Source organism: Natronorubrum halalkaliphilum (assembly GCF_009834785.1).
GTDB lineage: Archaea > Halobacteriota > Halobacteria > Halobacteriales > Natrialbaceae > Natronorubrum > Natronorubrum halalkaliphilum.
Map to the genome: position 1 here is coordinate 160128 of NZ_WUYX01000071.1, position 13169 is coordinate 173296.

Here is a 13169-nt window from a genome sequence, read left to right on the forward strand (position 1 = left end):
ATTCCGCTCGAGCGTGAACACCGTGGTATGGTCGAGACGGACATCGGCGACGAGCGACTCGAGCGCGCGCTCGGTCGCGCCTGGAGCGACGACCGGCCCTGGGAACTGCTAACACGGATAACCGAGTTGCCCCACCGAATGGGCGGCTCACCGAACGAACGGCGAGCGGCCGAAACCGTTCGGGAGACGTTTTCGAACGCCGGTCTCGAGAACGTCCAGTTTCAGGAGTACCCCGTGCAGTACTGGGAGCGAGGGACGACGGAGTTCGCAGTCATCGGAAGCGAAACGTCGACGCGAGGGGGCGAGGATAGCGCTTCGGAGACGACACCGAACGCCAACGAAGATACGGCGGCGAACGACGACTTCGGCGGCATCGACCGCTCGTTCGAGGCGATCGCCCTGCCGTACTCGCCGGCGGGCGACGTCGAGGGACCGCTGGTCGACGTCGGCTACGGCACCCCCGCGGAACTCGAGGACGTCGATCTCCAGGGAGCGATCGCGGTCGCGAGTACGACGACCCCGTCGGGTCAGCGGTTCGTCCACCGGATGGAGAAGTTCGGTCACGCGATCGCGGCGGGCGCGGAGGCGTTCGTTTTCGCCAATCACGTGAAGGGGCAACTCCCTCCGACGGGTGCGCTGAAGTTCGACGCCGAGGCGGCCGTCCCCGGCGTCGGCGTCAGCGCCGAGACCCACGACTGGCTGACGGAGTACGCCGACCGCGGCGCTCGAGCGCGGCTTCGGGTCGATGCGACGACTCAGGACGGCTCGAGTCAGAACGTCCACGGCACGCTCGGGCCGGATACGGACGACGAAGTCCTCGTCGTGGCCCACTACGACGCCCACGACATCACGGAGGGGGCCCTCGACAACGGCTGTGGCATCGCCACCGTCGCCGGCGCGGCGTCGATTTTGTCGGCGATCAACGAGGACCTCGAGTGTCGAGTACGACTCGCCGGCGTCGGCTGCGAGGAGATCGGCTTGCTGGGTGCCAGAGCGATGGCCGAGTCGGTAGATCTCGACGACGTTCGAGCGGTGGTTAACGTCGACGGCGCGGGGCGATTTCGCAACCTTCGAGCGTTCTCACACGGCTCCGACCCGCTCGCAGAACTGGCCGATACGGTGACCGAAGCGGCGGGGCAGCCGGTCGTCCACGAGCCGGATCCGCATCCGTTCAGCGACCACTGGCCGTTCCTGCAGGCGGGCGTGCCGGCGCTGCAGTTACACAGCGAGCCGCCGGAGGGTGCCGAACGAGGCCGCGGTTGGGGACACACGACGGCGGACACGCGAGATAAGGTCGATCCCCGAAACCTGCGCGAGCACGCCATGCTGACGGCGCTGCTGGTTCGGGAGCTAACTCGGACTGACGTTCCCCGGATCGACGCTGACGAACTTCGCGAGCAGTTGCGAGCACAGGAGTACGAGCCGGGAATGCGCGCCGCCGAAATCTGGCCCGACTCGTGGGGCGAGTCGATCGACGGCTGAACGACCGCGGCGCGAATCGCGCGACCGAACTCTGATACGGTTTACTGTAGTCAATGACCGCCGATCACCGACCCCATCCCTGGTGATCGGCGGTAACTAGTTACAGCAATCCGTATGATACCCCCACCCCCCGATCTCATCGGTCCGGTACCGGCCCTGTTATACCGCTATATCTGCCGCATAGACCGCGCCTATCCTCCATATCCGCCCGCTGGCAGTGGATTCGAAAACCGTCCGGGACCCAAAGGCACATTTATCGTGGGGGACTTACCAGCGTACGTCAGGATGTCTCGAAGCCCGTCTATCCCAGACCGACCTCACCGTGATATCGATCCCGATCTCCCCGACGACGAGCGGCTCGAGGCGCTCCGCGGGCATTATACCGATCTCGTGGACGTCAACGAACAGCTTTCAGAACAGCTCGAGGAGGCCGACGAGCGTCGCCAGGACTTACACGATCGCGTCGACCGCGTCGAACGCGAAAACGAGACGCTCAAGAGCTCTTCGTTGTACATCGCCACCATCGAGGACGTCCTCGATAACGACGAGGTAATCGTTAAACAACACGGCAACAACCAGGAGGTCCTCACGGACGTCTCCTCGCGCGTCGTCGAGAAAGTCGACGCCGGCGACCGCGTTGCCGTCAACGACTCCTTCGCGATTCAGACGGTCCTCGACGCCGAGACCGACGCGCGCGCACAGTCGATGGAGATCACTGAGAAACCGGAGGTCTCCTACGCGGATATCGGCGGCATCGACGAACAGGTGCGCGAAGTTCGTGAAGCCGTCGAGCAACCCCTCGCCGAGCCCGAACTGTTCGACGAGGTCGGTATCGAGCCGCCGAGCGGCGTCCTCTTACACGGCCCGCCGGGGACCGGCAAGACGATGCTCGCCAAGGCCGTCGCCAACGAGACCGACGCCACCTTCATCAAGATGGCCGGCTCCGAACTCGTCCGCAAGTTCATCGGCGAGGGGTCCCGCCTCGTCCGGGACCTCTTCGAGATGGCCCGCGAACGCGAACCGGCAATAATCTTCATCGACGAGATCGACGCCATCGCGACCACGCGCTCGGAGTCCAAAACCTCCGGCGACGCCGAAGTTCAGCGGACCATGATGCAGTTGCTTTCGGAGATGGACGGCTTCGAGGCCCGCGGCGAAATCCGCATCATCGCCGCCACGAACCGCTTCGATATGCTCGACCGCGCCATCCTTCGTCCCGGCCGGTTCGACCGCCTCATCGAAGTCCCCGAACCCGATCAGGAGGGCCGCGAGCAGATCCTCCAGATCCACACCCGCGGCATGAACGTCGACGATGAGGTCGAGTTCGCCGACCTCGCCGAGGACACCGACGGCTACTCCGGTGCCGAAATCGAGAGCCTCGCCACCGAAGCCGGCATGTTCGCGATCCGTAACGACCGCGACGTCGTCATCCACCAGGACTTCGTCGAAGCGCTCGAGAAGATCGAAAAAGACGACTCGAGCCAGGTCGTCCCGTCGGCGAACTACTTCTTTAACTAGCGCTCACGGTTCGAGGACTCGATACTCGGTTCCGCTCCGTTCGTACCGTTTTCTGCGATCCAGTAGGCGAGCCATCGCTTCTCGCGGCGAGGCGGCTACGGTTCTCGAAGCTTCGTCTTGGGTCCTCGCTTCGGATCGCAACTCCTTACGGCCTCGATCCCCGAACTCGTCTATGAGCACGATTCGAGTCGTCTGGGGCGCTGCGTCGGCACCCACGGCGATGGCATCCTACGACGCGGCCCTCGCCGAGGCCGGCGTCGAGAACTATAACCTCGTCTCGGTTTCGTCCGTGATTCCGGCGGGCGTCGACGTCGAGGCCGTCGGCACCGCACCCGACCTCGGCCCCGCGGGCGAACGACTGACCGTCGTCGAGGCTCGAGCGACCACTGCCGGTCCCGGTCAGGTCAGCGCGGCACTCGCGTGGTCCCGGTCGGTCGAGGACGGCCCGGGGCTGTTCTACGAAGTCGCAGACGAAACGGGCCCCGACGACGTGGAACGCCGCGTTCGCGAGGGGTTAGCTGCAGGCCAGGAGCTTCGAGACTGGGAGTTCGCCGATTCACACGTTGCTGTCGAGACCGAATCCGCCGAATCGGGGACGTACACGACGGCGCTGGTGCTTTCGGTCTACGGCGAGAGCGAGCCGATCTGTTGAGATTGTTCGAATGGGATCGACCGCTGTCATTCGTTTTGCCGGGACAGTCCAGCCAGTGCACGCCGCTGGCTCAGGCGCTTCAGACACCACTATAACCGCTATCGACCGAATCAAGCACTCAATGGTCGAACACCGGCTGAGGAGGTGTTGAACTAGACGGTGACGTCAGAGGGATAGTGATTAGTCTTTGATCTCTCCCTCCATCGAGACTTCCCCAGGGTTTTCTCGAGTTGGACCCACTTCTATCTCTTCCCCATCGATTGTTATGGTGTCTGTATCTGCACTTTGTGCAAGTGCTGGTTCACCGTTTGGTGTTGGTAGAGTGTAATCAATGGTATATGTGTGGAAGTTGCCGGTCCCGCTTTTGAAATAGAAGTCAATTTCTGACTGGAATTCTCCATTAGCGTTCTCACCAGGATCACAGAACATACGAACCTCCACAAAGTGATCTACTTGTGTGCGTCCAGTGCCGTAAACATCACTTCCGTAATCCCAGATATAATCGCGGGACCCACCTGAATCATCTCGAAGCATAGTCTCAACAATGTCATCTGCATCACGTGCATATCCGACACCCTCGACATTGTCTATGATTACACCCGCAAGTTCCTTCACCCGGGCATGGTTATCCTCTACTAGCGGATCTGCATCTTCGGCATCCCCAGGAGCTATTCCGATGATATCACTATCATTACTAGCACTTGGGAGGTAGACGTCTTCATCACCCGCTTGGAAGTCTAGGGCATGCCCATGAATATAAAGACCTTCACTAGCATCCTCCGGATCTTCGTATTGAGGAAACCCAGGCCAATATCGGCCTGCCCAGCCTGTTCCGCAGATGTCGAGGGTGTGCATCCATTCTCCATCGCTAGTTCCTGATATACCATTATACTCAACGTTTATCGTGTGGTGTCCTACATAGCTGTAGGTCGAATTTGAAGGGCAAGGCCCTGAGAATTCCGCCTTGTAAACATCGTCGTCATCGTCTTCAGTAACCATCACCTCACCGTCCTCGGCAGCTGCTGTTCCGCTAATCATACTTGTGGCAGTCGCACCAGCTATTCCTCCTACTCCAATTTTCTGTAATGCTTCTCGCCGTGTTTTACCATCGGACGACTGTTGATTATCAGCCATCTCTACATATAATAATCTACTGTGCGATATTTATTTCTACCGATTGTATTTAATCTAAATAATTGAATCTGGCAGTGTCTGATAAATAACTCAACGATAAATTTAACTGCTCTATGGTGGTTCTCGAACCATTAGATTGGCTTATATCGATTTAGGAACTGACAGTCGTAGCAAAAGTTTCTTCTGCAATTAAGGGAATGATGAGTATGGCCAATTTAGAGCGGCGGAAGGTATTGGAGTTTTCCACAATTCCTATACTATCACTCACTAGTGGGTGTCTCAGTCGCTTCAGTAATGACAATGGTCAAAATGAGGTCAGTTTTTGTGAAGTCACAATTGCAAACGAAGATACAGAGTCACATACCGCATCTGTTGAATTAGTTGAGGCTGGTGAGGTTGCCCACAGTGATTCGTATGAATTACCCTCTATAGAAAAATTAGATCAGTCGGCAGAAGGAGACACATATGTTGAGACGGATGGGTTCAGCACCTCAAATGGACAGAGGAAAGGGGAGTACAGTTTACGTGTGAAGGTTAATGGTGGTGATTGGAGCGAAATTGATCTAACGAAAGAAAATTCTGACCCAGTATCCGTTTTGGTGACCATCCAAAGCGTGGCCAATGTTTCTTTCTTCGTTCAAACAGATACCGAATCAGAATGTTCATGATTTGTCATTCGATAATAGAGTCAGTTGGTCAAGCTGCGATTGCTCACTACAACAATCGCAATCTCTGAACGTGATTCACCTGATACGGTTTACTGTAATCAATGACCGCCGATCACCAGAGCCGGGGTCGGTGATCAGCGGTAAATAGTTACAGCAATCGGTATAGGGTATTAGCTGTTGGTTTTTGACCACAGAATATCCATCTCAGTTCGCCGGTGGGAGTGCTTGAAGCATTGAGAATAGTTGACGAAACGAAGCAGTGATTACTCGTGAGACTTGCACATGTGAACAACCGGGACACGATAGTGATAACCATTCTTTCGGCTCCTGTTGTACTATCAGATGGGCTTCAGTCACGAGTTGTTGAAATCGATAGTTCAATGGTCGAACACCGTCTGAAGAGGTGCTGAACTAGACAGTGTCCGAATGCGAATGCTTTTCACCGGCGGGCACATTGTGACCGGCACACACTTCTCATGAACGGAAATACGCCGTACGCAGGGCTACCCGGTGAAACAGGTGCTGGTCAGCGTGCCGCGGCGGACGTTCCGGATCTCTCGAGGGCACAGAAGCGGCTGCTTCACCGCGACGTATCACGGATCGCCGCCCGCACTCGCGAGTTCCTCCCCAACGAATACATCGTCGACGCCGACGTCTCCAGCGGTCTCACCGGCCCCCAGGTCACCGTCGCGGTCCGCCCGCCGGTCGGCCACGCCGTCAGCGCCGGGTTCACGCCCGACCTCGAGGACGGCGGGGCGCCCGAAGAAGTCATCACCTCCGACGAACGCGACGAAGTCGCCCGCGGACTGGCCGCGAGCGCCGCGTTGCAGGTCAAACAGGCAGTAAGCGACAACGTAAAACCGACCGGAAAGTAGCCCGTCAGCAGTCGTTTCTCGAGTCCGTCACCGATCGATCCGTCGCTCACTCATCCGACGGCGAAACCGACTCATCGGGGATTGCATAGACGTCAATCCGATAGTCATTACGGGACCGATTAGAACGCTCGTGACCGTTGCTGCGCTGTTCGCTGTCGGATACAGCTACCTCCGCTGGTACCGGACCGGCAACGAACAACTCAACAGCGAACTGTTCGACTGACCGCCGGGAATGTTGGGACCGAATTCAGTACAGGAACTGCTCGAGCTGGTGTCGTCGCCGCTCGAGGTCGATCTGCGGGTCGATCTCGGGGTCGGCGAGCAGCCGATCCATCGCCAACAGCGGGTCCGTGCCCGCACGTTCGACGGCCTCGAGCAGGTCCTCGATTGCGGCCCGATTCGTCGCGAGCGACGACGCGAGATCCAGCGCGAGCGCCAACGGCACCGCCGCGTGAGTGCTCGTCGGAACGGCGTCGCTCACGCGAGAAAAGTCGGGGTCCTCGAGGACGGCGTCCGGCTCCGGATCGACGGTGAGACAGCGCGTACACAGCGTTGCGGCCGGCGTGTCCACCGGTGCGTACTCACGATACTCCTCGGGGATCAAAAACGCGATCGTCGGTTCGCTACACGCCGAACAGGCCATAATGGATCACGCGTGAAACAGAAGATGCCCGCAGTCAGTCGCCGCCCGGAACGCCGCCCGCGGTCGACTGCTCCATGTCGGGTTCGGCCGTGCTCGTCTCGTCCTCGTCCGGGGCCACTTCGTCTTCGGCCTCGGCCTCGGCCTCCCGCTCTTCTTTCTCCTGTTGTTCTTTCTTCTCCTTGATCTTCTTCAGGCGGAACGTCTCCTCGCGTTCTTGCTCTTCGAGTTTCTGCTCGATGTACTCCTGATTGTCGTAGAGTTCGGGCAGGAGTTTGAACTCGAGTGCGTTAACCCGGCGCTTGGTGGTCTCGATTTCGCGGAGCATCTTTTTCATCGCCGTCTCGACTTCGGCGGCCAGAATGATGCTCTCGAGGAGGTCTTCGTAGGCTTCCGCGGCTTCGTCGATACGTGCGGAGGTACCCATGATCCCGTAGCCGCGCTGATCGAGGCTCTTCGAGACGCGTGAGGACTCGATCTGGGGAACGACGACCCCCATGATGTTCTTGGATTCGGTGGTGATCTCGGGGTGTTCCTGCAGCGCGGCGGCCGCGCCGCGAACTGCGACGTCGCCTTCCATGGCTCGAGCCATGTTGATCTTCTTCTGGGCGTCCTCGTAGTCCTGTGCGAGGTCGCCACGAACGTCCTGGGCCTTGTCCAGGATGTCCATGAATTCCATGATCAGCCCGTCCCGTTTCTTCTCGAGAGTCCCGTGCCCGCGTTCGGAGAGTTCGATGCGATCCTCGATCTCCATCAGGTTCTTGCGGGTGGGCTTGACGTCCTTGGCCATCTTGTGGGAGGATTACGCCCCCAGTCGGATAACTGTTTACAGTTTTCCGTGACCGGCGTCACAGCTACGCGCCGGGCCGTGTCCACGAGCGGATACGCTCCGAGATCGACGCCGGCCTAACGGACAGCCGGGTAGCTACCCCTGCCCGACCATCCGGTCTTCTTCCTCCCATTCCTCTTGCCGGAGTTCGTACTTCTGGACCTTCCCGGTCGCCGTCGTCGGCAACTCCTCGACGAACTCGATCTCGCGAACCGTCTTGTACGTCGCGAGGTTCTCGCGCGTGTACGCGACGAGGTCGTCCGCCGAAATCCCAGGCTGCTCGGGATCGCCGCTCTGTGGCACGACGAACGCCTTCGGCGTCTCCCCCCATTCGTCGCTCGGGGCCGGGATAACTGCGACGTCGGAGACTTCGGGGTGGTCGAACAGCGTGTCCTCGAGTTCGATGCTCGAGATGTTCTCGCCGCCGGAGATGATGATGTCCTTCTTGCGGTCCTGAATCGCGATCATCCCGTTCTCGTCGACCGTCGCGAGATCTCCCATGTGGTAGTAGCCCTCGACGCGGTCCGAGAACGCTTCCTCGGTCTCTTCAGGCTTGTTCCAGTACTTCTCCATGACCTGATTCCCTCTGACGACGATCTCGCCGATCGAAGCGTCGTCGCGGGGTACGTCGTTCCCGTCCTCGTCGACGACGCGGATTTCCGTGCCGAGGAAGCCGACCCCCTGTCGCTTCTTGACCGCGAACCGGGCGGCATCGTCGTCGTCGAACGTCCGCCGGGCGTCGGAGGTCGTGATCAACGGTCCGGTCTCGGTCGCACCGTAGACGTGTTTCAGGTACCACCCGAACTCGTCCTCGACGGTGCGGATGGTCGCCTCCGGCGGCGCTGATCCCGCAGTCGCGATGCGAACGTCGTTCGCCCCGGTGGTTTCCGGATCGGTCTCCTCGTAGTAGTCGATCAGGAGATTCAACACCGTCGGCGCACCGCACAGGTACGAAATGTCCTCCGTCTGTACGGCCTCGAAGATATCGCCCGCATCGACGCCGCGCGTACAGACGTGTTTTGCGCCGATCCCCGTCACGGCGTAGATGTGTCCCCAGCCGTTGACGTGGAACATTGGCAACGTCCAGAGGTAGATATCGTCGTCCGTAAGCTCTTGATGGGCCGTGATCAGATACGCGTGGATCGTCTCGGCGCGGTGGGTCCGACAGACTCCCTTCGGATCGCCGGTCGTCCCCGACGTGTAGTTGATCGTGATAATCTCGTCTTCGCTCATCTCCGGTCGACTGTAGTCGGTGCCGGCGTCCTCGAGGACCGCCTCGAACGCTTCCCACTCCCCCTCCACGGCGTCGGCGTTGTTCGTGATGAACGTCTCCGTCGGCACCTCGTCGCGGATCGGTTCGATTCGGTCGGCGTACTCGTAGTCCGCGTAGATGGCGTCGACCTCGGCGTCCTCGAGCATGTAGGAGAAATCCTCGGGCGTCAGCCGATAGTTCAGCGGCATGTGAACGGCCCCGGTCTGCATGGTCCCGTAGGCCGCCTCGAGGTGGTAGTGGGTGTTCGGATCGAGCACCGCGACACGGTCTCCCTTTTCGAGCCCCCGTTTCTGTAGGGCAGCCGAAAACCGGTCGGCACGCTCGCCCAGTTCGTCGTACGTAAATCGATCGCCCGTCGTCGCGACGACCGCCTCCGCGTCCCCGTAATGGTTCCGGGCCCGGTCCAGAAACTCCGTTACGAGCAGTGGCTTGTGCATACGTGACATTCTACACCATCAGTCATTAGATTTGCTTTGGCTGCTCGCGGCAGATGATTCCATTCCGTCCGTTCTCACATCGGTCAATTAGCAGCAGGCATCGGTGCACGTTGATAGCGAGGGTATCGATCGATGAGGGCCCCATCGGCGACCCGCTGGCTCTCGACCTATTGAGGAATCTCGACAGATAAACTCACAGCGTATCTCAGACTGTTCTAACTTCAGCGGAATTCCTACACGAATCCGGATGGGAACCCTTCAGAGACATCATTCAATCTGTACTTCTCTAATCCACTTGATGATTTATGAGAGCATTAGATTTAAGTATAAATACTAACTTTAGATTGATTAGAAATGGGAGAGATAAAACGGCGGTCGATACTAAAATCAAGTGGAGTTGCTTTGACCGGAGGGGCACTAGTATCATCTGTTTCAGCAAGGGGAAATGCCCAAAAAACCCGCAGCCAATCCTACGATATCGAGAGTGGCATTTTTGTTGCAGCAACCGATGTTGAAGAGCTTTCCTCTGATGACATTGAACAAGCGCGGCAAAGAGCAGTTGACGAGTACGTTTCTCGTGATGACCCAGGTGTAATGAGTACGGCGGGATCCGAGTATCTAGTACTTAGCACAGCAGAGCAGTCGTTAGCTTCTGACTCATCTATTGGGAGTCCACTTGTAGGATACGCCCTCCAATTTGAGGATGGTTATCCAAGAGAGCGAAAGTACAGAGTGCCAGCTGACGCATCGGCAGAAATCCGTCAAAATCGAATTCGAGAGGCGGTAAAAGAACTCGAACGGAATATTGTGACTGCTGACAGCAGCGATGTCGTTGATCCAGATCCTGGCTGGGGAGACCCACTTTTCTTCTCAGTAGATGAGGAAGAAGTTATGTCTGGTGACGAAGATGAAGGCATTGTGTTCCCCTTTGATTACTATGGGAAGTTTAATTCCGAAGTAGCTCTGTATGAAGGTCGAGAAACAGAAGAAAACCAAGAATACGGCTGTACGATCGGTTGTACCCAAGTGCCAGGGAACGATATGGACAATACCAACTACAACGGTGATAACTATGAAACACTATGTAGAATATCGCCTTACGGTCCATCTGACCTCCCTATTTTGACAGATTGGGGGCCTGACGAAGATAACACAGGTGGTATCCTAGGTAATGTCGACCTGGAATCGATCAGTTTCGGAGCGGATTCCAGTGGCCCTTATGGAGAAGTTACCATCTCTCCCAGTTCCACGGATGTATATGCACAGTACGACGAAACTAACTTTGCAGATGACGGCCCAGTCGAAACAGTCTACGAAATCGCTGGTGCCGACGACAAAGTAATGCAACAGTTTGGAAACTCTGCTGTATTTGTTACAGATACAGATAGTAACGCTATCTGTGACACCACTCTTGACTGTGCGTTTTCCGCACCCAACAGTGATAGCCACCCTAATTCCGAACACCTCTCAGAAAACATCCGTCGGTGGGACCTAGACGGAGAGTAGCTCGCCTCAATAACCTACCGACGTGTTATTTGCTAGTTGTCCTGGTCTATCTGTTCGTGTCCAGCAGCAACTGCCAACTCAATTCCTACGAATAGTCCATGGATAATAACAAAAATGCCAATCGAAGTCAACAGTATAACAACTAGTCGTCCTACCATATTTAATGTACCGCTGGTAAGTGAATATTCGGGAAATGCAATTGCAACTCCTAAGTACACAAGTGAAAATCCAGCAACTACCTTCACGGTGGATTTCAGATAGTGCATACTAAAACCTTCATTATATATCTAGATAAAATCTTTGGTACTAGTTATGTTCTTAGCACAATATATGAAGGGGTTGAGAGTGGAATGAAAATATCGGCATAGTGATATTAGAGATAATCTCGAAAAGGTCAACAGATATTGTAGGACGGCCTAGTGACAGAGATTGTTGATGAATCAGAGCGTAGTTTTGAGGATGATTTCAGTGGTTCTCTTCCCGATTTTCGATAGACGCGGCAGCGAAGTTGGAACGTTCTGAGACGACCGTCATGATTGGAATTATCGTTTGTCGAGTGGCGAAAATGCACTATCCGTACCGGCTATGACTTCTATAACAACTGACTGTTCACACACTGATTGCACAGCTATCGTACGATCTGGTGTGCACTGACGTCCAGTGGCATATAGTACTGCAAAGAACTGACCAACAACCCTTTACTTAAGAGCAAAAACGAAAAACGACTCCGCCAACGAGGCCGGTCAGTCGGCTTGGACGGCTTCGGCTTCGTCTTCGCGGTAGTGTTCTTCGATGAGCTCCTCGTCGATACGGTTGAGCGCCTCTTTGGGCAGTTCCGAAAGCAGGTCCCAGCCGAGTTCGATCGTGTCGTCGATCGAGCGGTTGGTGTCGTACCCCTGCTCGACGAACTCCGTTTCGAAGCGGTCCGCGAAGTCGAGATATTTGTTGTCCAGTTCGGACAGCGCCTCGCGACCGACGATGTTCACGAGGTCGCGCAGGTCCTCACCCTCCGCGTAGGCGGCGTACATCTGGTCGGAGACGTCGCCGTGATCTTCGCGGGTCAGTCCCTCGCCGATCCCGTCGTCCATCAGCCGCGACAGCGATGGCAGGACGTTGATCGGCGGCTCGATACCCTGGCTGTTGAGGTCCCGATCCATCACGATCTGTCCTTCCGTAATGTAACCGGTCAGGTCGGGGATCGGGTGCGTGTCGTCGTCGCCGGGCATCGTGAGGATCGGAATCTGCGTCACCGATCCGTCCTTGCCCTCGATTCGACCGGCACGCTCGTAGAGCTGTGCCAGGTCGGTGTACATGTATCCAGGGTAGCCACGTCGTCCCGGAACCTCCTCACGTGCGGCACCGATCTCACGAAGCGCTTCACAGTAGTTCGTGATGTCGGTAAGGATAACCAGCACGTGGTAGTCCTTCTCGAAGGCGAGATACTCGGCCGTCGTCAGGGCGAGTCGCGGCGTGACCGTCCGCTCGACTGCCGGGTCGTCCGCGAGGTTCATGAAGACGACGGAGCGCTCGAGTGCGCCCGTGCGCTCGAAGTCGTCCATGAACTCGTTTGCCTCTTCCTGGGTAATCCCCATCGCACCGAAGATAACTGCGAACTCGGAGCCTCCCTCGTCGCCTTCCTCCTCTTCAGGCACCGTTGCCTGTCGAGCGATCTGGAGTGCGAGGTCGTTGTGGGGCAGCCCGGAACCGGAGAAGATCGGCAGCTTCTGGCCCCGAACCAGGGTGTTCATCCCGTCGATACCGGAGACGCCGGTCTGGATGAACTCCTCCGGATACTCCCGAGAGTAGGGGTTGATCGCTTCGCCGACGATGTCTTCGCGGGACTCGGGAACGATTTCTGGCCCGCCGTCGATCGGTTCGCCGGAACCGTCGAGGACGCGACCGAGCAGATCCTCCGTGACGGGCATCTTCATCGTTTCGCCCAGGAATCGAACGGAGGCGTTGCGGTCGATACCGCCCGTTCCTTCGAACACCTGGATCGAGACGAGTCCGTCGCTCGATTCTAGTACCTGGCCGCGCAGCGTTCGTCCGTCGTCGGTTTCGATCTCGACGATTTCGTCGTAGCCGACGGGTTCGTCGACCTCGGCGAACACCAGTGGGCCGCTGATTTCGGTGATTGTCTGGTACTCTTTCATGA

Annotated in this window: 12 protein-coding genes and 1 pseudogene; 7 read left to right on the forward strand and 6 right to left on the reverse strand. The window is 57.4% G+C overall.

Features of this window, described 5'->3' with window-relative positions; all coding sequences use genetic code 11:
• Positions 1-27 precede the first annotated feature (27 nt).
• From GS429_RS21380 to GS429_RS22740, 4 genes and pseudogenes are all read left to right on the forward strand, one after another.
• Positions 28-1482, forward strand: a complete 1455-nt coding sequence (locus GS429_RS21380) for a M28 family peptidase (protein WP_160068007.1) — start codon at positions 28-30, stop codon at positions 1480-1482.
• Positions 1483-1767: 285 nt separating this feature from the next.
• On the forward strand, positions 1768-3000 hold the full coding sequence (pan2, locus tag GS429_RS21385) for a proteasome-activating nucleotidase Pan2 (RefSeq protein WP_160068009.1): 1233 nt from the start codon (positions 1768-1770) through the stop codon (positions 2998-3000).
• A 172-nt stretch (positions 3001-3172) separates the two neighbouring features.
• Positions 3173-3652 (forward strand): pyruvoyl-dependent arginine decarboxylase, encoded by a 480-nt coding sequence (locus GS429_RS21390; protein ID WP_160068011.1) that lies wholly within the window; start codon positions 3173-3175, stop codon positions 3650-3652.
• Between the two features lie 15 nt (positions 3653-3667).
• Positions 3668-3808 (forward strand): annotated as a pseudogene (locus GS429_RS22740) (integrase core domain-containing protein); the annotation flags it as partial.
• A 24-nt stretch (positions 3809-3832) separates the two neighbouring features.
• Here the strand turns inward: GS429_RS22740 and GS429_RS21400 are convergent.
• Positions 3833-4786 carry a hypothetical protein gene (locus tag GS429_RS21400; RefSeq protein WP_160068013.1) on the reverse strand — a complete coding sequence of 318 codons (954 nt, stop codon included), beginning with the start codon at positions 4784-4786 and terminating at the stop codon, positions 3833-3835.
• 206 nt (positions 4787-4992) lie between these two features.
• On the opposite strand from GS429_RS21400, the gene GS429_RS21405 reads away from it, so the two are divergent.
• A complete protein-coding gene (locus tag GS429_RS21405) occupies positions 4993-5454 on the forward strand; it encodes a hypothetical protein (RefSeq protein ID WP_160068015.1) in 462 nt (153 codons plus the stop codon).
• Positions 5455-5930: 476 nt separating this feature from the next.
• On the forward strand, positions 5931-6329 hold the full coding sequence (locus tag GS429_RS21410) for a DUF5811 family protein (protein WP_160068017.1): 399 nt from the start codon (positions 5931-5933) through the stop codon (positions 6327-6329).
• Positions 6330-6576: 247 nt separating this feature from the next.
• Here the strand turns inward: GS429_RS21410 and GS429_RS21415 are convergent, their stop codons facing one another.
• The 3 genes from GS429_RS21415 to GS429_RS21425 all read right to left on the reverse strand — a co-directional run bounded on the left by GS429_RS21415 (position 6577) and on the right by GS429_RS21425 (position 9508).
• Positions 6577-6972: a DUF6276 family protein gene (locus GS429_RS21415; RefSeq protein WP_160068019.1), complete on the reverse strand. Its 396-nt coding sequence runs from the start codon at positions 6970-6972 to the stop codon at positions 6577-6579.
• 34 nt (positions 6973-7006) lie between these two features.
• Positions 7007-7759, reverse strand: coding sequence for a V-type ATP synthase subunit D (locus GS429_RS21420; protein ID WP_160068021.1), 753 nt, complete (start codon positions 7757-7759; stop codon positions 7007-7009).
• 135 nt (positions 7760-7894) lie between these two features.
• Entirely contained in the window at positions 7895-9508 is a 1614-nt protein-coding gene (locus GS429_RS21425) for a long-chain-fatty-acid--CoA ligase (protein ID WP_160068023.1), read from the reverse strand.
• A gap of 354 nt (positions 9509-9862) precedes the next feature.
• Between GS429_RS21425 and GS429_RS21430 the strand changes: the two genes are divergently transcribed.
• Positions 9863-11014: a hypothetical protein gene (locus GS429_RS21430; protein WP_160068025.1), complete on the forward strand. Its 1152-nt coding sequence runs from the start codon at positions 9863-9865 to the stop codon at positions 11012-11014.
• A gap of 32 nt (positions 11015-11046) precedes the next feature.
• Here the strand turns inward: GS429_RS21430 and GS429_RS21435 are convergent, their stop codons facing one another.
• A complete protein-coding gene (locus GS429_RS21435; protein WP_160068027.1) occupies positions 11047-11280 on the reverse strand; it encodes a hypothetical protein in 234 nt (77 codons plus the stop codon).
• Positions 11281-11757: 477 nt separating this feature from the next.
• The gene (locus GS429_RS21440; RefSeq protein WP_160068029.1) at positions 11758-13167 is read right to left on the reverse strand and encodes an ATP synthase subunit B; all 1410 of its coding nucleotides are present in this window, start codon (positions 13165-13167) and stop codon (positions 11758-11760) included.
• Positions 13168-13169: the final 2 nt, after the last annotated feature.

Bases quoted from the DNA above. Each gene is read 5' to 3' on its own strand.
- GS429_RS21380 (WP_160068007.1), top strand. From the start codon at position 28: ATGGTCGAGACGGACATCGGCGACGAGCGACTCGAGCGCGCGCTCGGT.
- pan2 (WP_160068009.1), top strand. From the start codon at position 1,768: ATGTCTCGAAGCCCGTCTATCCCAGACCGACCTCACCGTGATATCGAT.
- GS429_RS21390 (WP_160068011.1), top strand. From the start codon at position 3,173: ATGAGCACGATTCGAGTCGTCTGGGGCGCTGCGTCGGCACCCACGGCG.
- GS429_RS21400 (WP_160068013.1), bottom strand. From the start codon at position 4,786: ATGGCTGATAATCAACAGTCGTCCGATGGTAAAACACGGCGAGAAGCA.
- GS429_RS21405 (WP_160068015.1), top strand. From the start codon at position 4,993: ATGGCCAATTTAGAGCGGCGGAAGGTATTGGAGTTTTCCACAATTCCT.
- GS429_RS21410 (WP_160068017.1), top strand. From the start codon at position 5,931: ATGAACGGAAATACGCCGTACGCAGGGCTACCCGGTGAAACAGGTGCT.
- GS429_RS21415 (WP_160068019.1), bottom strand. From the start codon at position 6,972: ATGGCCTGTTCGGCGTGTAGCGAACCGACGATCGCGTTTTTGATCCCC.
- GS429_RS21420 (WP_160068021.1), bottom strand. From the start codon at position 7,759: ATGGCCAAGGACGTCAAGCCCACCCGCAAGAACCTGATGGAGATCGAG.
- GS429_RS21425 (WP_160068023.1), bottom strand. From the start codon at position 9,508: ATGCACAAGCCACTGCTCGTAACGGAGTTTCTGGACCGGGCCCGGAAC.
- GS429_RS21430 (WP_160068025.1), top strand. From the start codon at position 9,863: ATGGGAGAGATAAAACGGCGGTCGATACTAAAATCAAGTGGAGTTGCT.
- GS429_RS21435 (WP_160068027.1), bottom strand. From the start codon at position 11,280: ATGCACTATCTGAAATCCACCGTGAAGGTAGTTGCTGGATTTTCACTT.
- GS429_RS21440 (WP_160068029.1), bottom strand. From the start codon at position 13,167: ATGAAAGAGTACCAGACAATCACCGAAATCAGCGGCCCACTGGTGTTC.